Here is a 16,974-nt window from a genome sequence, read left to right on the forward strand (position 1 = left end):
CTCACGCTAGGATCGGGCATGGCAGGGTCATCACCCCATCTCGATCAGATCTGGTACGCGCTGGAATGGCTCATCCGCCTCGGCGCGCTTGCCGTCGTGCCCTTGCGGCGGACACCTGCGGCGGCGCGGGCGTGGCTGCTGCTGATCTTCTTCCTGCCGGTGCCCGGCCTGCTCTTGTTTCTCGCCATCGGCAGTCCGCGCTTCCCGGCGTGGCGGCGCGAGCGGTTCGGCGCCTTGCAGCCCTTCTTCGCCGCGACCGCGCAAGCGCAGCAGCGGCATCAGCCCGCGCTTGCCGATGCGGAGCCCATCGCGGCGCTCGCCCGCACTTTGGGCCATATGCCCGCCACTGACGGCAATGCCATCACGCTTATCGACGCTTATGATGCGGTGGTGGACCGGCTCGTCGCGGATATCGATGCCGCCGAACAGTCCGTCCACCTGCTCGTCTACATCTTCGCCGACGATGCCGTGGGCCAGCGCGTGGCCGCCGCGCTCGGCCGGGCCGTCCAGCGCGGTCTGGACGTGCGGGTGCTGTTCGATCCGGTCGGCTCGCGCCCATGGCGGCGCGGGACGCAGGCGCTGCTACGCGCCAAGGGGGTGCGCGTGTGCGAAACGCTGCCGTTGCGCCTGATCCGGGCGCGAACCCGGCGCGATATGCGCAATCATCGCAAGCTCTTCGTGATCGACGACAGGATCGGCTATGCCGGCTCCCAGAACATCGTCGCGCGCGATTTCCGGCCCGGCGTGGTCAATCGCGAACTGGTCGCGCGGGTGACGGGGCCAGTCGTCGCCAGCATGGAGGCGCTGGTGCGTGCCGACTGGTCGCTGGAGACTGGCGATCCGCCCGGCGCCTCCCCTGCCCCGAAGGACACTGCCGGGACCGCCTGCCTGCAATTGCTGCCGAGTGGCGCGGACTATCCGCTGGCCGGGTTCGAGACGCTGCTGGTCTGGCAGTTGCATCAGGCGCGCCAGCACGTCGTCATGGTCAGCCCTTATTTCGTGCCGGGCGAGGACGTGCTCGGCGCCATGGGCGCAGCGGTGGCGCGCGGGGTCAAGGTCGACCTCATTCTCTCGCGCGTGGCGGATCAGCCGCTCGTCCGCCTGTCGCAAAGCTCCTTCTATCAGGAGCTGCTGGACGCCGGCGTCTCGATCCACCTGTTCCCCAACGAACTGCTCCACGCCAAGACGCTCAGCATCGATGACCAGCTGGCCGTGGTGGGATCGAGCAATGTCGACCTGCGCTCGTTCCAGCTCAACCAAGAGGCGAGCCTGCTGATCTATGACGCCACCTCGATTGCGCAGGTGCTGGCAATTCATGACGGCTATCTCGCCGCCTCCACGACGCTGACGCCGGCAGCATGGCGCGCGCGCTCGCGCACCCGGCGGCTCGCCGAGAACATCGCCCGGCTGGTGGATTCGCTGCTGTGAGCCTCAGCCCGCCCGGTCGGCGAGCTCCAGCAGGCGGGTGAACGTCTCCCGGTCGACATTGCCGCCCGAGAGGGTAACGAGCGTCGCATCTGTCACCGGCACCTTGCCCGCGAGCACGGCAGCCAGCGCCGCAGCGCCGCCGGGCTCGACGACCAGATGGAGCTTCTCGAAGACCACCCGCATGGCCTGCGCGACCTCCATCGGCGTCACGGCCGCACCGCCGCTGGCCCGGCCCTGCAATACCGCGAAATTGATCGGGAAGGTGCGCGGCGTCTGGAGCGCGTCGCAATCGGTGGGGAAGGCCAGGTCGTCCACCGACTGGATGCTGCCGGCCGCCAGCGAGCGAAGCAGATCGTCATAGCCCTCCGGCTCGGCCAGATAGAGCTCCGCATCCGGACAGGCCAGCGCGAGACCGGCAGAGAGGCCCCCGCCCCCGCAACAGGCAACGATGCGATCCGGTCCGCGCCCAAGTTGCGCCTGCATTTGCGCTGCCCCCTCAATCCCGAGCGTGCCCTGCCCCTCGATGATCCACGGATCGCCATAGGCATGAACGAGGGTCGCGCCGGTCTTCGTGACCAGATCGGCAGCGATGCTGTCGCGATCCTCGCTCGCGCGATCATAGAGATGGACCTTGGCGCCGAGCGCCCGGGTCGCCGCCAGCTTGGCGCGGGGCGCATTGCTCGGCATCACGATGGTCGCGGCGATGCCGAGCCGCCGGGCGGCCCAAGCCACGCCCTGCGCGTGATTGCCGCTGGAGACGCCGACCACGCCGCGCGCCCGCTGCTCCGCCGTCAGATCGCTCAGCCGATGCCAAGCGCCCCGGATCTTGAACGCGCCGACGGGCTGGAGCATGTCCGCCTTGCACCAGATCGTCCGCCCCTGGACCTCCAGAGGCAAAAGCGGCGTTGGCGGCAGCAGCGCCGCGATCTTGTCCGCCGCGCGCAACACGCCTTCGCGGCTCGGCGCACGAAGCGGATCGAGCAATTCTTGTTCTGTCACAGAGCCCCCCTATATGCAGGCGCTTGTCGATTCGACTTCATGGAGACTAACAGATGAGCAAGGTGCTGGTCATCGGCGCAGGTGGCGTCGGATCGGTCGCGGTCCACAAGATGGCGATGAATGTGGACATCTTCAGCGACATTCACCTCGCGAGCCGCACGGTCTCCAAATGCGATGCCATTGCCGCCTCCGTGAAGGAGCGCACGGGCGTTGCCATCAGCACCTATGCGCTGGATGCCGATGACGTGGCAGCGACGACGGCGCTGATCAAGCAGATCGGCCCCGAGCTGGTCGTAAACCTGGCCCTGCCCTATCAGGATCTCGCGATCATGGATGCCTGCCTTGCTGCGGGCGTCAATTATATGGACACGGCGAACTACGAGCCGCGCGACGAGGCGCATTTCGAATATAGCTGGCAGTGGGCCTATCAGGACCGGTTCAAGGATGCCGGCCTCATGGCGCTGCTCGGCTCCGGCTTCGATCCGGGCGTCACCAGCGTGTTCGCGAGCTGGCTCAAGAAGCATCATTTCGAGCGGATCGACACGCTCGATATTCTGGACTGCAATGGCGGCGACCATGGCCAGCACTTCGCCACCAACTTCAATCCCGAGATCAACATCCGCGAAGTGACCGCGCCTGCACGGCACTGGGAAAATGGCGAGTGGGTCACGACCCCCGCCCTCTCCTACAAGCAGAGCTTCGACTTCGAGCAGGTCGGCCCCAAGAACATGTACCTCATGTATCATGAGGAGCTCGAGAGCCTCGCCAAGCATCTGCCCGAGATCAAGCGCATCCGCTTCTGGATGACCTTCGGCGATGCTTATCTCAAGCATCTCGAAGTGCTGCAGAATGTTGGCATGACGCGGATTGACCCGGTGATCTACAATGGCGTTGAAATCATCCCGCTGCAGTTCCTCAAGGCCGTGCTGCCCGAGCCAGCCAGCCTTGGCCCGACGACCAAGGGCAAGACCAACATCGGCGATATTGCCACCGGCCTTGGCAAGGATGGCCAGGACAAGACGCTCTACATCTACAATATCTGCGACCATGAGGACGCCTATGCCGAGACCGGCAATCAGGCGGTGAGCTACACCACCGGCGTGCCGGCGATGATCGGCGCGGCGCTGATGCTGCAGGGCCTGTGGTCCGGCGCTGGTGTGTTCAACATCGAGCAGCTCGATCCCGACCCGTTCATGGACATGCTGAACAAGCATGGCCTGCCGTGGCAGGTGAAGGAACTCGACGGACCGCTGCCCTTCTGATGGGCGCCCTGCGCATCCGCATCGGGCTGGCGAGCGCCGCCCTGGCGCTCGCTCTGGGCGGCTGCGCCCCGCGGATCGGCCTGGTCGATGGCGTGCCCTCCTCCGAGCTGAACAGTTGCGCCCGCCAGGGCGGCTCGCTGCAGGCACGGGGACGCGCGCAGACCGTCATGTGCGTGGTGCCTTATGCGGATGCAGGCAAGAGCTGCGCCTCAAAGAAGGACTGCCAGGGCCGCTGCCTCGCCCAGCCGGGCAAGAACGGCGCGCTGCCGCTCGATGAGCAGAAAGCACCCGGCCGCTGCCAGGCCGACAACAAATTATTCGGATGCTTTGCCGAACTCGACGGCGGCAAGGTCGTTCGGTCTATGTGCATCGACTGATCGGTGCATCGATGGAGGCGCGGCGGTTGCAGCCGCGCCATGACATGATTTGAGCGGAGCTGACCCCATGGAAACCCGAGCCGGCGACCCCGGCGCCTTTGCGCGCTTCGATCTCAATCGCGTACCCTCGCCCGCCTTCGTGGTCGATGCCGCCGCCATCCGCCGCAACCTGACGATCCTCAAGGACGTGCGGGATCGGGGCGGCATCAAGATGCTGGCGGCGCTCAAGGCGTTCTCCATGTGGTCGCTCGGGCCCACTGTCTCAGCCTATCTCGACGGAGTCTGCGCCTCCGGCCTCTACGAGGCCCGACTGGGCCGCGAGGAATATACCGGGCTCGATGAGAAGGGCGAAGTTGCGACCTATTGCGCCGGCTACAAGGCGGCAGACCTGCCCGAGATCTGTGTGCTTTCCGACCATATCATCTTCAACTCGCCCGGCCAGCATGCGCGCTTCCGGCCCATTCTCGATGCGCAGCGCGCGCAGGGGATGAGCTTCGACGTGGGCTTGCGGATCAATCCGCTCCATGCCGAGGGCGAGGTGGCGAAATATGATCCCTGCCAGCCCAACAGTCGGCTCGGCTTCCCCATCGACCAGCTACTCCCTGAGCATCTCGAGGGCGTGGACGGCATTCATTTCCATACGCTGTGCGAGCAGGATTTCGTGCCGTTGGGCCGGACATGGGCCTCGGTCGAGCCGAGCCTCAAGCGCTTCTTTCCTCAGCTCAAATGGCTGAACTTCGGCGGCGGCCATCATATCACCCGCGCCGACTATCAGCGCGATGAGCTGGTCGCCTTCCTCCAGCAGGTCCGCCGTGAGACCGGGCTCGACGTGTATCTGGAGCCCGGCGAGGCCGTGGCGCTGGATGCGGGCATCCTCGTGGGCGAAATTCTCGATGTGATCGACAATGGCATGCCTGTTGCCATCGTGGATATTTCCGCGACCTGCCACATGCCGGACGTGATCGAGGCGCCCTATCGCCCGGCAATGCTCGGCGAGCAACCCGGCGGCGATCTGGTGCGGCTCGGCGGTCCCTCCTGCCTCGCAGGCGATATCATCGGCGACTATGCCCTGCCCGTCCCCGCCGAGCCGGGGCGCCGCATCGCGTTTCTCGATCAGGCGCATTATTCCATGGTGAAGACCAACACCTTCAACGGCGTACCGCTGCCCTCCATCTGGCTGTGGGACAGCGAGACGGACGAGCTGCAGGAAATCCGCCAGTTCGGCTATGAGGACTTCAAGGGCCGGTTGAGCTGACATGGAAACGACATAAAACTGTCACAATAAGCCCTTGAATTTCCTCGCCTCATTCGAACTGGATAACCAAAATTTTACCGTCCGGCTTCTAGAGGCGTGGCATGATGCATGCCGCCTCTTTCCAGATCGACGGACAGGATGACGAGGACGCTCTCGCCGGGCTGCGGATGCTGGGCAGCGAGCAGATCAAGGCGCGGCAGGGCGCCTCGTCCATGGAGATTGTCGCGCTGTTTCGCCAGCATATGGGCTTGCGGCTTCTCCCGCTGGTCGATGAGGCAGATCGCCCCATTGGCGCCATCTATGAGGAGGACGTCCGCAATATCCTCTTCAACCCCTATGGCTATGCCCTGCTGAGCAATCCCGGCATCACCATCGCCTTTGGCGAGCGGATGCAGCGCTGCCCGGTGATCGAGATGGATCGAGGCCTCGCCGGCCTGCTTGCTGTCCACGCCCGCGATGGCGGCAAGGAAGCGATCATCGTGACGCGCGGGGGCCGCTATGCTGGCTTCGTCCCTAATGCCGCCATTCTCGGGGCCATCAACGCGCAGGAGGTGCGGCAGCGTCGCGCGCGCGACGCGGAACTGGCGCGACTGCGCGCGGTGAGCGCGGCCTTCGAGCAGGACATCCAGAGCCTCTCTACGGCGCTTGGCGATATGGCGTCGCTGCTCCAGGGCACGGCCACCGGCACCGCCACCCGCAGCCAGGACAATACCGACCACGCCTTGCACGTGCTCACCGCCGCCGGCCAGAACGGCGCGATGATGGATGAGGTGGCGCGCTCCAGCGCCGCATTGGTGCAATCGCTCGGGCGGCTCGACCAGGAAACGGCGCAGGCGCGGGCTGTCGCCGCCGAAGCTGTTTCCCGCGTCGATGCCAGCGCGGCGCAAGCGCAGGCTCTCGATCAGGCCACGCAATCCATCGAAACGATCACCACCACCATCGAAACGCTGGCCCGGTCGGTCAAGCTCCTCTCGCTCAACGCCTCGATCGAAGCGGCGCGGGCTGGAGAAGCCGGACGCGGCTTCGCCGTCGTCGCCAATGAAGTGCGCGCCCTTGCCCAGAAGACAGGCGCCGCTGCGCAGGACATTCGCACCCATGCGCTGACGGTTCGCGGCACGATCACGGCGGTGACAGGGGCACAGGCGGGTCTTGAGCGCGTGATCGCCAGCATCAAGCAGATCGCCGATGGCGTCACCGCGACGGTCAGCGCGCAGCGCGCCCTCTCCCTCCATCTCGCCGCCGGCACCGAACAGGCGGCCTCGGCGAGCAAGGACATCGAGGCGCATATCGTGCGCATCTCCGGCAATGCGCGATACGCTGCCGAAGGTGCGCAGGATCTGGCGCGGACGGCTCATGATCTGAGCGACTCATCGAGCAGCCTCTCGCGGCGGGTGGAGCGGTTCCTGAGCGACATCGCGATGGGCGACGGCGCCGCTGATTGAAGCGCATTCGGGAGAAGATTCGACTCGCCGCAACCGCGCCACCCGATCCGGCGGGTTTGCGACACGTCCGATCCTGCACCGAAATTGCGCCATCGCACCGGCGCCATTACGAAAAAGCCAGACTTTCCGACACTTTCCAGCGCCGCAGCGCGTGACTCAATTTTGACCCCCGATCTTTACAGGGGGGGCCGCAGGTCATATATGCGCACCCCTGCTGCCCCATGGGACTTCCACCGCAAGGCAGCTCTTTTCGACTGTAATCCACTGGAGGTCCCTTGAGTTGTACAAGCATCATAGCGCGCTGGGGGTAGCTCTCTCCCTCAAACCGGCAGCACCGGTAACGCTTATTCGCCCGCAGGCAGCTGCCCGCGCCGCTCGATACTTCTCGACGAAGTTCCCGGGGCGCTCGCTCTATGCCGTCAAGGCCAATCCCTCGCCCGCGTTGCTGGAAACGCTGTGGGCAGCTGGAATCACGCATTTCGATGTCGCGTCCATTGCCGAGGTTCGGCTGGTCGCGCGGACGCTGCCGCAGGCCAAGCTCTGCTTCATGCATCCGGTGAAAGCCGAGGAAGCCATTCGCGAGGCCTATTTCAAGCATGGCGTGCGGACCTTCTCGCTGGATTCGCTCGAGGAGCTGGAGAAGATCGTGCGGGCCACCCGTGGCGCGCCGGACCTTGAGCTGTGCGTGCGCCTGCGCGTCTCCTCCGAGCACAGCAAGCTGAGCCTTGCTTCCAAGTTCGGTTGCGATCTCGCCGATGCGCGTGAGCTGCTGCAGGCCACCCGTCAGGCCGCCGATGCGCTCGGCATCTGCTTCCACGTCGGCAGCCAGGCGATGTCGCCCCACGCCTATGTGCAGGCTATCGAGCGCGTGCGCGCCGCGATCGTCGATGCATCGGTGACGGTGGACATTGTGGATGTGGGTGGCGGTTTCCCCTCCACCTATCCCGGCATGGAGCCGCCGCCGCTCGGCCATTATTTCTCGGCCATTCACCGCGCCTTCGAGAGCCTGCCGATTTCCTATTCGGCAGAGCTGTGGTGCGAGCCGGGCCGGGCGCTGTGCGCGGAATATAGCTCGCTGCTGGTGCGCGTGGAAAAGCGCCGCGGTAACGAGCTGTTTATCAACGACGGCGCCTATGGCGCGCTGTTCGATGCCGCGCATCTCGGCTGGCGCTTCCCCGTGCAATTGCTGCGCGCGGAAGCCAACGAGGCGGATCAGGAAGCTTTCAGCTTTTACGGCCCGACCTGCGACGACATGGACCATATGGCCGGCCCGTTCATGCTCCCTGCGGACGTGCGTGTGGGCGACTATATCGAGATCGGGATGCTCGGCGCCTATGGCAATGCTATGCGCACCGACTTCAACGGCTTCGGCGCGGAGAGCGTCGCACAGGTCGCCGACGAGCCGATGGCCAGCCTCTACCGCGAGGAAGAGCCCGTCCCGCAGCAGTCCAACGTGGTGCAACTGCGCCGCTAAAGCGGATTGCCAAGCCTAGCAGAATGAGACAGCCTCTCCGGACAAGTTTCGGGGAGGCTTTTTCATGTCGGTCAATCTGCTGGTGCCGGTGTTTGCGCTGGTGCTCTGGTCTATCGTGATGCTCATCTGGATGGTCGCGCTGCGGCTACCGGCGCTCAGCAAGCTAAAAATCTCGCCGGAGCAGGCACGCGGCGGACGCGGGCAGGATCTCGACCGGATGCTCGCGCGCGAGATCAATTGGCCCGCGCACAATTATGTGCATCTGATGGAACAGCCGACGATCTTCTACGCGACGGCGATCGGCCTTGCGCTGCTCGGCCAGGACACAACGGCCAACATCGCCCTCGCCTGGGCCTATGTGGGCATCCGGATCGTCCACAGCGTGTGGCAAGCGAAGGTGAACACCATTCCGGTGCGCGCCAGCCTGTTCTTCCTCTCGTCGATCCTGCTGGCGGTGCTGGCCGTCAACGGCCTGCTCGCCGCGCTACGGCTCAGCGCCTGAAGGTCGCGACCAGCTCTACATGGGTCGACCAGCGGAACTGGCCGACGGGCTTGACGCGCTCGATGCGGTAGCCTGCCTCGACCAGCATCACCGCATCCCGCGCGAAGCTGGCCGGATTGCAGGAGACATAGACGATCAGCGGTACCTGTGAGGCCGCGATCTGCGCCACCTGCTCGCGCGCGCCGGCACGAGGCGGATCGAGCACGACGGCATCGAAGCGGTTGAGTTCCGCTGGCGTGAGCGGACGGCGGAACAGGTCGCGATGCTCCGGGAAGATGCGGCCGGGCAGGCGATTGCCGCCGCCGCGCAGGGCCATCACCAGATCGCGCGCGGCCTCTGCCGCATAAACCTTGCGGCCCGGCACATCATTGGCGACCGACAGGGCGAAGGTGCCGATTCCCGCGAACAGATCGGCCACCATGGCTGCGCCGCCCAGCGCTTGCCTCACCTCGGCAACCAGAGCCGCCTCCCCGTCCTCCGTCGCCTGCAGGAAGGCGCGTGGCGGGTAGCCCGTGAGGACCTTGCCAAAGCGCACCGTCGCCGGCTCCGGCTCCCAGATGGTCATCGGGGCATCGTCATCGATCAGGATGAGCCGGGCGAGTTGGTTCTCACGGGCAAAGTCGAGCAGCGCCTCGGTTTGGGCAAGGCCATCGACCCGCAGGCCTGAAAGGACGACATCCACGCCCTGATCGACCAGCGTCAGATCCGCCTCGCCTGGCTGGCGATCCGGCAGCATCGTCGCAAAGAGCGCACGCAGCGGCGCGACAAGCGCGAAAAGGCGCGGGTCCAGTACCGGGCATTCGCGCAGATCGATAAGCTTATGACTGCCCTGCTCCGAGAAGCCGAACTGGATGCGCTTGCCGAGCCGCAGCGCGCGCAGGCTGGCCCGACGACGGCTGTGCGGCGGCGAGACATAAGACGCGGCGACCTCCTGCGCGCTCAGCCCCTGCCCGGCCAGCGCGCCGGCCACGCGATCGCGCACATATTCGGTGAAGGCCTCATCCGACAGGTGCTGGAGCTGGCAGCCCCCGCATTGCGGGAAGTGCCGGCATGGCGGCGTGACGTGATGCGGCCCGGCCTCGATGCTGCCATCGGTGCGCAGACGGTCGCCCGGCGCGCTCAGCGCCACATGGCGGCCATCCGCCGTCACGCCATCGCCTCGCGCGGCAATGCGGACGATAAGATCGGGATCGGGGCTGGTCATGAGGCACTCGCAAGGGCAGCAGGAAGGCAACCGACAAGATCGTCGGCAATGAAGGCCGCGCCGGCACGGCGGCCAGCCTCGCCATGCAGCCAGACGGCCTCACAGGCAGCGGTGAAGGCATCGCCCGTAACCGCCAGACGGCCCGCGCACAAGCCGGCGAGCACATCACCCGTGCCGGCGGTGGAGAGCCATGACGAAGCCGGCGGGGCGACGACGCAGCGTCCATCGGGCGCGGCGATCACGCTGTCCGCGCCTTTGTGGACGACGACGGCCCCGATATCGGCCGCTGCCGCGCGAGTGCGATCGATCTTGTTACCTGGTCGTGCGCCGAAAAGCTGGCAGAACTCGCCTTCATGCGGAGTGACGACGGCAGGAGGTGGCGCTTCCGGCCGACCGCGCGTGCCCATGAGCCATAAAGCATCCGCATCGGCGACGGTCGGCACCCCTGCCCTCAAGGCCGTGAGGAGCGTGCGCCATGCGGCATCATCGCGCCCAAGGCCGGAGCCGACGAGCAGCGCCTTGGCCCGATCCACCTCGAAATGCTCGCTCCGCACAATGGCGTGACTGTGAGAGCCGGCCGGCGCGGCCTGCCCGATCAGCCGGACATAGCCAGCACCGCTGTGCGCCGCCGCCTCCGCCGCCAGCGCGGCCGCGCCCGGCATCGCGCCGGCCACAACGCAGACCAGACCGCGCAGATATTTGTGGGCATCACGGGCCGGAGGCCGGATCGATGGCGGCTGAAGAAACCGCGCGGCATCCGCCGGCGCGTCGATGCCGATGTCGACAAGCCAATGCTGCTGCGCGAAGCCGAGCGCCGGCATCAGCACCTGGGCGGGCTTCCAGGCGCCCAGCGAGAGGCAATGGGTGAAGACCGGCACTGGGGAGAGCGCGAGCACGGCATCGCTCTCCACGCCGCTCGGGACGTCGATGGCGTAGCTCAGTTGCGCGGCCTCCACCAAGGCGCCGAGCCGCGCCGCCAGCTCCGGTGACAGGCCGCGCGTGAGGCCGATGCCGAACAGCGCATCCACCAACTGCGTCGCCGGTTCGGCAAGCATGATATCCTCGAGCGGGCCGCCCCAATCGGCGCGCGCCTTGCGGCTGCTGTCCGTTCCGCTCTCGCCCAACGCCGCCACGCGGACGGACACGCCCAGATCGCGCAGGGCACGGGCGATGACGAAGCCGTCCCCGCCATTGTTGCCGGGGCCGCAGAGCACCAGCACATCGCGCATCGCGCCTGCGCGGAAGATCACCTCTGCGGCGCGCTCCCCTGCCCTGCACATCAGGGCGTAGGGATCGGTGCCGGCATCGAACAGCGCCTGCTCGGCGGCGCGCATCTGGGCGACGGTAAGGATGGGCGCGGCGGTCATTGGCGGACCGTTGGGACGAGCACGCCCCCTGCAACACCCCCACTGCGCTCCTGCGAAGGCAGGAGCCTAGGGCGGTCAGGACCGTCGCATACACCCTGGGCTCCTGCCTTCGCAGGAGCACGGCGTTGAGCAAATAAGCCTCGGTGGCGCCGCAACTGACGCGGGGATGCATCAGCCCAAGCCCCTCTCCCGAGGAGAAGGGCCATGGGATCAGATATCAGCGAAGACATGCTTCTCCGCTTTGGCGCCCGGATGCGTCACCGCGCCCTGCCAAGCCGGACCGACATTCTGCGCGTAGCGCCACAGGGCACCCGCCTGATAATCATTCTGGCGCGGTTGCCACTTCGCCCGGCGCTCGGCGAGCACGGCTTCGTCGACCAGCAGGTCGATCGTGCCCGCCTCGGCATCGATGCTGATCGTATCGCCATTTTCGACCAGCGCGATGGGCCCCCCGTCCGCTGCTTCCGGGCCGACATGGCCGATGCAGAAGCCGCGCGTGCCGCCCGAGAAGCGCCCGTCCGTGATGAGCGCGACCTTCTCGCCCAGACCCTGCCCATAAAGCGCAGCGGTGGTCGAGAGCATCTCGCGCATGCCGGGGCCGCCCTTGGGGCCTTCGTAGCGGATCACCACGACATCGCCGTCCACGATCTGCTGTGCCTCGACGGCGGCGAACGCCTCTTCCTCGCGCTCGAACACCTTCGCGATGCCGGTGAACTGCAGGCGCTTCATGCCCGCGACCTTCACGATCGCCCCGTCCGGCGCAAGGCTGCCCTTGAGGCCGACGACACCGCCGGTCGGCGTGATCGGGGTCCTGGCGTCGTAGATGACCTTCTGGTCGGGGTTCCACGTCACTTCGTCGATATTCTCGCCCAGCGTCTTGCCGGTCACCGTCATGCAATCGAGGTGCAGCAGGCCGGTCTGGGCCAGCGACTTCATGAGCATGTAGATGCCGCCGGCGGCATGCATGTCCTTGGCGACATATTTGCCGCCCGGCTTGAGGTCAGCCATGTACGGCGTCGTCTTGAAGATCTCGGCAACGTCGAACAGCGAGAAGTCGATGCCGCATTCATTCGCCATGGCCGGGAGGTGCAGCGCGCCGTTGGTGGAGCCGCCGGTCGCCGCGACGATGCGGGCGGCATTCTCAAAGGCTTCGCGCGTGCAGATGTCACGCGGGCGCAGGTTGATCTTGAGCAGCTCCATGATCTGCTTGCCCGCCGCGACAGCGATTTCCTGACGGCTCTTGTAGGGCGCCGGCACCATGTTGCTGTTCGGCAGCGACAGGCCGATGGCTTCGCCGACGCAGGCCATGGTGTTGGCGGTATACTGGCCGCCGCATGCGCCATGGCCCGGACAGGCCGCCTTCTCGATGGCGGTGACTTCCGAGAGCGGGCAATTGCCGGCAGCGAACCGCCCGACAGCCTCGAACACGTCGATGACGGTCAGGTCCTCGCGATCCTTATACTGGCCGGGGAGGATGGAGCCGCCATAGACGAAGATGCTGGGCACGTTGAGCCGCAGCATCGCCATCATCATGCCGGGGAGCGACTTGTCGCAGCCGGCGAAGGTGACTAGCGCGTCATAGCAGTGGCCGCGCACCGAGAGTTCGACCGAGTCCGCGATGACCTCGCGGCTGACGAGGCTGCTCTTCATGCCCTGATGACCCATGGCGATGCCATCGGTCACCGTGATGGTGTTGAACCGGAACGGCGTGCCGCCTGCCGCCATCACGCCCTCGCGCGCCCAATTGGCCTGCGTATCGAGCGTGGTGTTGCACGGCGCGCTGTCATTGCCGGCGGAGGCGAGACCTACGAACGGCTTGGCAATATCCTCTTCTTTCCAGCCCATCGCGTAATAATAGCTGCGGTGGGGGGCGCTCTCGACGCCAACGGAGACGTAGCGGCTGGGGAGTTTGGATTTGTCGAAGCTGTGGGTCATTTCATTCACCTTCCTGCGGGCAGCGCTCTAGGCCCGTTGCGGGGCGGCTTGCAAGCATGGAGGGCGCAAAACCCGCCTGTTGCGAGCCGCTCTCAGGAAAAGGCCGCACGGCAGGCGCGCAGCACCGGGCCGATGATGCCCGCCAGCCGCGCCTGACCGGCGCCGTCGCTCACCAGATCCTGCCGCATCTCGATGCCAAGATAGGGCCGCCCATGGGCCTCGGCATGGCGGTTCATCGTCGCATTGAGCAGCTTGCCCGAATAGGGCTCCTGATCGCCCACCACCAGCCCGGCGGCGGCCAGCAGTGGGATGGCGATCCGCGCGCCGCGATCGTCCTGATTGTAGAGCACGCCGATGTCCCATGGGCGCGCCTCCTCGGGCCGGCTGCGCAATTGCGGCGTAAAACTGTGCAACGAGAGCAGGAACGGCCGATGCCCCTGCCCGGCCAGCACGGCGACCTCGGCATGATAGGGATCGTAGAAGCGCGCGAGGCGGTCGGCGACCTCGGCGGTGCTGTTGCCCTCGATAAGGTGGCTATCGCTATGCACCGGCACCAGCCCGGCCGAATCCGCCTCGCGATTATAATCGATCACGAGGCGCGAAACGCCGCCCAGGATGGAGCAGCACCCGCCCTGATCCACCAACAGCCGCGCGACCTGCGCGACGCCGATATCGATCGCGACATGCTCCTCCAGCACGGCAGCGGGCAGACCGAGATCGATATCCTCCGGCACATGGTTGGAGGCATGATCGGCGATGATCAGAATCGGTGCGGACGGATCGCCCAGGATTTGAAACGCATCAGTCATGCCCAAGGCCTAGCGCAGTTTGGGCCCAGCCAAAAGACCACGTGTTCAGCGCAGCAGGCTGGTCATCACCCACCAGTCGGGATGGTCGGCGATGATGCGGTCGGCGGCTGCATCCCGCTCGGCCTCGCTCGCGAAAACGGCAAAGCAGGTCGCACCGGAGCCGGACATGCGGGCAACTTGAGGAAGCTGCGCGCGTAGCACCGCCAGCACGTCCTCGATTTCCGTCACCAGAGCCATCGCGCTCGCCGTCAGATCGTTGCGGCCCCGCGCCCATGCCAGCGGGTCCAGCGCGCCCCGGTCGATGCCGTCCCATCCGCCGAACACAGGCCCGGTCGGGCAGGCGACCAGCGGATTCACCAGCAACACGGGCGTCTCTGCCAGATCGAGATCAATCGTCTCCAGCCGATCGCCCACGCCCGTCCCGAATACGGTGCCCGAGCCAAGGCAGGCGGGCACATCGGCGCCCAGCGCCGAGGCGATGGCCGGGAAATCGATCTCCATCGGCCGCACGTCCCACAGACGCACCAGCAGCCGAAGCGCAGCGGCAGCGTCGGCCGAACCGCCTCCGATGCCGGAAGCAACCGGCAGGCGCTTCTCGAGCAGCAGATCGGCGCCCAGATGGCCGCCAGTCGCGGCTTGCAGGGCGTGCGCCGCGCGCATCACCAGATTGCGCTCATCGGTCGGCAAGCCATCGGCGAACGGCCCTTCGCCCCGCAGCGCGATCTCGCCGTCCTCGCGGAGCGTGCCGCTCAGCCCGTCGCCATCCGCGCAAAAAGCGAACAGGCTCTCCAGCTCATGATAGCCATCGGCGCGGCGCGCGCGGACATGAAGAGCAAGGTTGAGTTTGGCGTAGGCGGTTTCTCTGAGCACGGCCGCGCTCTTAGCTGCTCTGAACGCCGCTGTCTCGCCTGCATATGCTGGTTGCGTGATAAGGGCACGCCGCGCCCTCCGAGGGCGACGGGAACCATTCCGTCCGAAAACCGTCTCCCTATCGTCAAAACATTGTGTTGAAAGGGACCTCCATGCTCTGGACCATCATCGGTATTCTGATCGTTCTGTGGCTGCTTGGGTTCGTCCTGCATGTCGGCGGCGGCTTGATCCACATTCTCCTGCTGATCGCGGGCGTGGTCTTCGTATTCCAGCTCATCACCGGTCGCCGATCTCTCTGATCGCGCCAGATGATCGATGAACAAACGGGGCCTTGATCGGCCCCGTTTTTCTATGCGTCAGCGAGGATATAGGCGCAGCTACATGTTCGGATAAGTCGGCCCGCCGCCGCCCTCGGGCGCCACCCAGTTGATATTCTGGGTCGGATCCTTGATGTCGCAGGTCTTGCAGTGGACGCAGTTCTGCGCGTTGATTTGGAAGCGCGGATTTCCGGCGCCATCCTCTACCACTTCATAGACACCCGCCGGGCAATAGAGACGGGCCGGCTCGTCGTAGAGCGGCAGATTGTAGCGGATCGGCACGTCCGGGTCCTTGAGCTGCAGATGGACCGGCTGGTCCTCCTCATGATTGGTGCCCGAGAGGAAGACCGACGAGAGCCGATCGAAACTGAATACCCCGTCCGGCTTGGGATAATCGATCTTGTGAACGGCATCCTTGCGCCAGAGCTTGGTATGATCGGCCTTGTTGCGCAGCGTAAACGGCAGCCCGATGCCGAGCGAGCGCATCCACATATCGATGCCAGCAAACAGCGTACCCACGACATTACCGAACCTGGCCAGCCCCGGGCCGGCATTGCGCACCAGCTTCAGCTCCTTGGCGATCCAGCTTTCGTCCAGCGCGGCTGGGTAGGCCTCCAGCACATCGCCCGAGCGGTCCGCCGCGACCGCATCCGCCACGGCGTCGGCCGCCAGCATCGCGGATTTCATCGCTGTATGCGTGCCCTTGATGCGCGGCACATTCACAAAACCGGCCGAGCAGCCGATGAGCGCCGCGCCGGGCATCACCAGCTTCGGGATGGATTGCCAGCCGCCCTCATTGATGACGCGGGCGCCGTAGGAGACGCGCTTGCCGCCTTCCAGCACCGCGCGGATATCCGGATGCTGCTTCCAGCGTTGGAATTCCTCGAACGGGCTCAGATAGGGGTTCTTGTAGCCCAGCCCGACCACGAAGCCGAGCGCCACCTGACCATTCGCCTGATGATACAGGAAGCCGCCCCCATAGGCATCGGTCAGCGGCCAGCCTTGCGTGTGGATCACCCGGCCGGGCACATGTTTGGCCGGATCGATGTCCCACAATTCCTTGCAGCCCAGGCCATAGGTCTGCGGATCACTGTCCGCTTCCAGATCGAAGCGGGCCTTGAGCTGCTTGGTGAGGTGGCCGCGCGCCCCTTCCGCGAACAGCGTGTAGCGGGCATGAAGCTCCAGCCCCGGCTGATAATCCGGCTTGCGGCTGCCACCGCGGGCCACGCCCATGTCGCCGGTCGCGACGCCCTTCACGGCGCCATTTTCATCGTACAGGATCTCGGCTGCAGGAAAGCCGGGGAAGATTTCCACACCCAGCCCCTCCGCCTGTTCGGCGAGCCACCGGCACAGCGAGCCCAGCGAGCCGGTATACGTGCCCTTATTGTGCATGAAACCCGGCGTCAGCAGATGCGGCACCGCGAATTTGCTCGAGCGGCTGAGCATCCAGTGATGGTTCTCGGTGACCGGCACCTGCGCCAGCGGGCAGTCGCTGGTCCGCCACTCCGGCAGCAGCTCATCAAGCGCCCGGGGATCGATCACTGCGCCCGAGAGAATGTGCGCGCCGATCTCCGAGCCCTTTTCCAGCACGCAGACGCTGATCTCGCTGCCCGCCGCCTGGGCGCGCTGCTTGAGGCGGATCGCCGCGCTCAAGCCTGCAGGGCCTCCGCCTACGATCACCACATCATAGGGCATGGATTCCCGTTCGGACATGTCTACCTCCCTAGGCGGGG

15 protein-coding genes are annotated in these 16,974 nt (G+C 66.0%); 8 read left to right on the forward strand and 7 right to left on the reverse strand.

Annotated elements, in window-relative coordinates:
• Nucleotides 1-18: 18 nt before the first annotated feature.
• Nucleotides 19-1,428, forward strand: coding sequence for a cardiolipin synthase (cls, locus tag M2343_RS06305; RefSeq protein ID WP_264576003.1), 1,410 nt, complete (start codon nucleotides 19-21; stop codon nucleotides 1,426-1,428).
• 3 nt (nucleotides 1,429-1,431) lie between these two features.
• Here the strand turns inward: cls and M2343_RS06310 are convergent, their stop codons facing one another.
• A complete protein-coding gene (locus tag M2343_RS06310) occupies nucleotides 1,432-2,427 on the reverse strand; it encodes a threonine/serine dehydratase (RefSeq protein WP_264576004.1) in 996 nt (331 codons plus the stop codon).
• A gap of 53 nt (nucleotides 2,428-2,480) precedes the next feature.
• On the opposite strand from M2343_RS06310, the gene M2343_RS06315 reads away from it, so the two are divergent.
• The 6 genes from M2343_RS06315 to M2343_RS06340 all read left to right on the forward strand — a co-directional run bounded on the left by M2343_RS06315 (nucleotide 2,481) and on the right by M2343_RS06340 (nucleotide 8,739).
• Complete coding sequence (locus tag M2343_RS06315; protein ID WP_264576005.1) at nucleotides 2,481-3,689, forward strand: saccharopine dehydrogenase family protein; 1,209 nt, start codon at nucleotides 2,481-2,483, stop codon at nucleotides 3,687-3,689.
• Nucleotides 3,689-4,066, forward strand: a complete 378-nt coding sequence (locus tag M2343_RS06320; RefSeq protein WP_220128523.1) for a hypothetical protein — start codon at nucleotides 3,689-3,691, stop codon at nucleotides 4,064-4,066. Before M2343_RS06315 ends, M2343_RS06320 begins: the two co-directional genes overlap by 1 nt.
• Nucleotides 4,067-4,133: 67 nt before the next feature.
• On the forward strand, nucleotides 4,134-5,321 hold the full coding sequence (locus M2343_RS06325) for a carboxynorspermidine decarboxylase (protein WP_181559378.1): 1,188 nt from the start codon (nucleotides 4,134-4,136) through the stop codon (nucleotides 5,319-5,321).
• A 101-nt stretch (nucleotides 5,322-5,422) separates the two neighbouring features.
• Nucleotides 5,423-6,763, forward strand: coding sequence for a methyl-accepting chemotaxis protein (locus M2343_RS06330; RefSeq protein ID WP_264576006.1), 1,341 nt, complete (start codon nucleotides 5,423-5,425; stop codon nucleotides 6,761-6,763).
• 280 nt (nucleotides 6,764-7,043) lie between these two features.
• On the forward strand, nucleotides 7,044-8,237 hold the full coding sequence (locus M2343_RS06335) for a type III PLP-dependent enzyme (RefSeq protein ID WP_264572590.1): 1,194 nt from the start codon (nucleotides 7,044-7,046) through the stop codon (nucleotides 8,235-8,237).
• Between the two features lie 64 nt (nucleotides 8,238-8,301).
• Nucleotides 8,302-8,739 carry an MAPEG family protein gene (locus tag M2343_RS06340; RefSeq protein WP_264576007.1) on the forward strand — a complete coding sequence of 146 codons (438 nt, stop codon included), beginning with the start codon at nucleotides 8,302-8,304 and terminating at the stop codon, nucleotides 8,737-8,739.
• Here M2343_RS06340 and M2343_RS06345 read toward each other — a convergent pair.
• From M2343_RS06345 to M2343_RS06365, 5 genes are all read right to left on the reverse strand, one after another.
• On the reverse strand, nucleotides 8,729-9,943 hold the full coding sequence (locus M2343_RS06345) for a class I SAM-dependent RNA methyltransferase (RefSeq protein ID WP_264576008.1): 1,215 nt from the start codon (nucleotides 9,941-9,943) through the stop codon (nucleotides 8,729-8,731). The two genes, M2343_RS06340 and M2343_RS06345, sit on opposite strands and share 11 nt — an antisense overlap.
• Entirely contained in the window at nucleotides 9,940-11,310 is a 1,371-nt protein-coding gene (locus M2343_RS06350) for an NAD(P)H-hydrate dehydratase (protein ID WP_264576009.1), read from the reverse strand. The genes M2343_RS06345 and M2343_RS06350 overlap by 4 nt, the downstream gene beginning before the upstream one ends.
• Nucleotides 11,311-11,520: 210 nt before the next feature.
• The gene (gene ilvD / locus M2343_RS06355) at nucleotides 11,521-13,245 is read right to left on the reverse strand and encodes a dihydroxy-acid dehydratase (protein ID WP_264576010.1); all 1,725 of its coding nucleotides are present in this window, start codon (nucleotides 13,243-13,245) and stop codon (nucleotides 11,521-11,523) included.
• Nucleotides 13,246-13,337: 92 nt separating this feature from the next.
• Nucleotides 13,338-14,054: an N-formylglutamate amidohydrolase gene (locus tag M2343_RS06360; protein WP_264576011.1), complete on the reverse strand. Its 717-nt coding sequence runs from the start codon at nucleotides 14,052-14,054 to the stop codon at nucleotides 13,338-13,340.
• Between the two features lie 45 nt (nucleotides 14,055-14,099).
• Complete coding sequence (locus tag M2343_RS06365) at nucleotides 14,100-14,924, reverse strand: 4-(cytidine 5'-diphospho)-2-C-methyl-D-erythritol kinase (protein ID WP_264576012.1); 825 nt, start codon at nucleotides 14,922-14,924, stop codon at nucleotides 14,100-14,102.
• Nucleotides 14,925-15,076: 152 nt separating this feature from the next.
• Here M2343_RS06365 and M2343_RS06370 point away from each other — a divergent pair, with 152 nt between their 5' ends.
• A complete protein-coding gene (locus M2343_RS06370) occupies nucleotides 15,077-15,223 on the forward strand; it encodes a lmo0937 family membrane protein (protein WP_181559368.1) in 147 nt (48 codons plus the stop codon).
• A gap of 78 nt (nucleotides 15,224-15,301) precedes the next feature.
• Here M2343_RS06370 and M2343_RS06375 read toward each other — a convergent pair whose 3' ends face one another.
• A complete protein-coding gene (locus M2343_RS06375; RefSeq protein WP_264576013.1) occupies nucleotides 15,302-16,954 on the reverse strand; it encodes an electron transfer flavoprotein-ubiquinone oxidoreductase in 1,653 nt (550 codons plus the stop codon).
• Nucleotides 16,955-16,974: the final 20 nt, after the last annotated feature.

Origin of the sequence: Sphingobium sp. B8D3B (assembly GCF_025961875.1) — a bacterium.
GTDB lineage: Bacteria > Pseudomonadota > Alphaproteobacteria > Sphingomonadales > Sphingomonadaceae > Sphingobium.

Excerpts from the sequence above, each read along its gene's own strand:
- cls (WP_264576003.1), top strand. The coding sequence starts at position 19 with ATGGCAGGGTCATCACCCCATCTCGATCAGATCTGGTACGCGCTGGAA.
- M2343_RS06345 (WP_264576008.1), bottom strand. The coding sequence starts at position 9,943 with ATGACCAGCCCCGATCCCGATCTTATCGTCCGCATTGCCGCGCGAGGC.
- M2343_RS06350 (WP_264576009.1), bottom strand. The coding sequence starts at position 11,310 with ATGACCGCCGCGCCCATCCTTACCGTCGCCCAGATGCGCGCCGCCGAG.
- M2343_RS06325 (WP_181559378.1), top strand. The coding sequence starts at position 4,134 with ATGGAAACCCGAGCCGGCGACCCCGGCGCCTTTGCGCGCTTCGATCTC.
- M2343_RS06370 (WP_181559368.1), top strand. The coding sequence starts at position 15,077 with ATGCTCTGGACCATCATCGGTATTCTGATCGTTCTGTGGCTGCTTGGG.
- M2343_RS06360 (WP_264576011.1), bottom strand. The coding sequence starts at position 14,054 with ATGACTGATGCGTTTCAAATCCTGGGCGATCCGTCCGCACCGATTCTG.
- M2343_RS06320 (WP_220128523.1), top strand. The coding sequence starts at position 3,689 with ATGGGCGCCCTGCGCATCCGCATCGGGCTGGCGAGCGCCGCCCTGGCG.
- M2343_RS06375 (WP_264576013.1), bottom strand. The coding sequence starts at position 16,954 with ATGTCCGAACGGGAATCCATGCCCTATGATGTGGTGATCGTAGGCGGA.
- M2343_RS06315 (WP_264576005.1), top strand. The coding sequence starts at position 2,481 with ATGAGCAAGGTGCTGGTCATCGGCGCAGGTGGCGTCGGATCGGTCGCG.
- ilvD (WP_264576010.1), bottom strand. The coding sequence starts at position 13,245 with ATGACCCACAGCTTCGACAAATCCAAACTCCCCAGCCGCTACGTCTCC.
- M2343_RS06330 (WP_264576006.1), top strand. The coding sequence starts at position 5,423 with ATGATGCATGCCGCCTCTTTCCAGATCGACGGACAGGATGACGAGGAC.
- M2343_RS06340 (WP_264576007.1), top strand. The coding sequence starts at position 8,302 with ATGTCGGTCAATCTGCTGGTGCCGGTGTTTGCGCTGGTGCTCTGGTCT.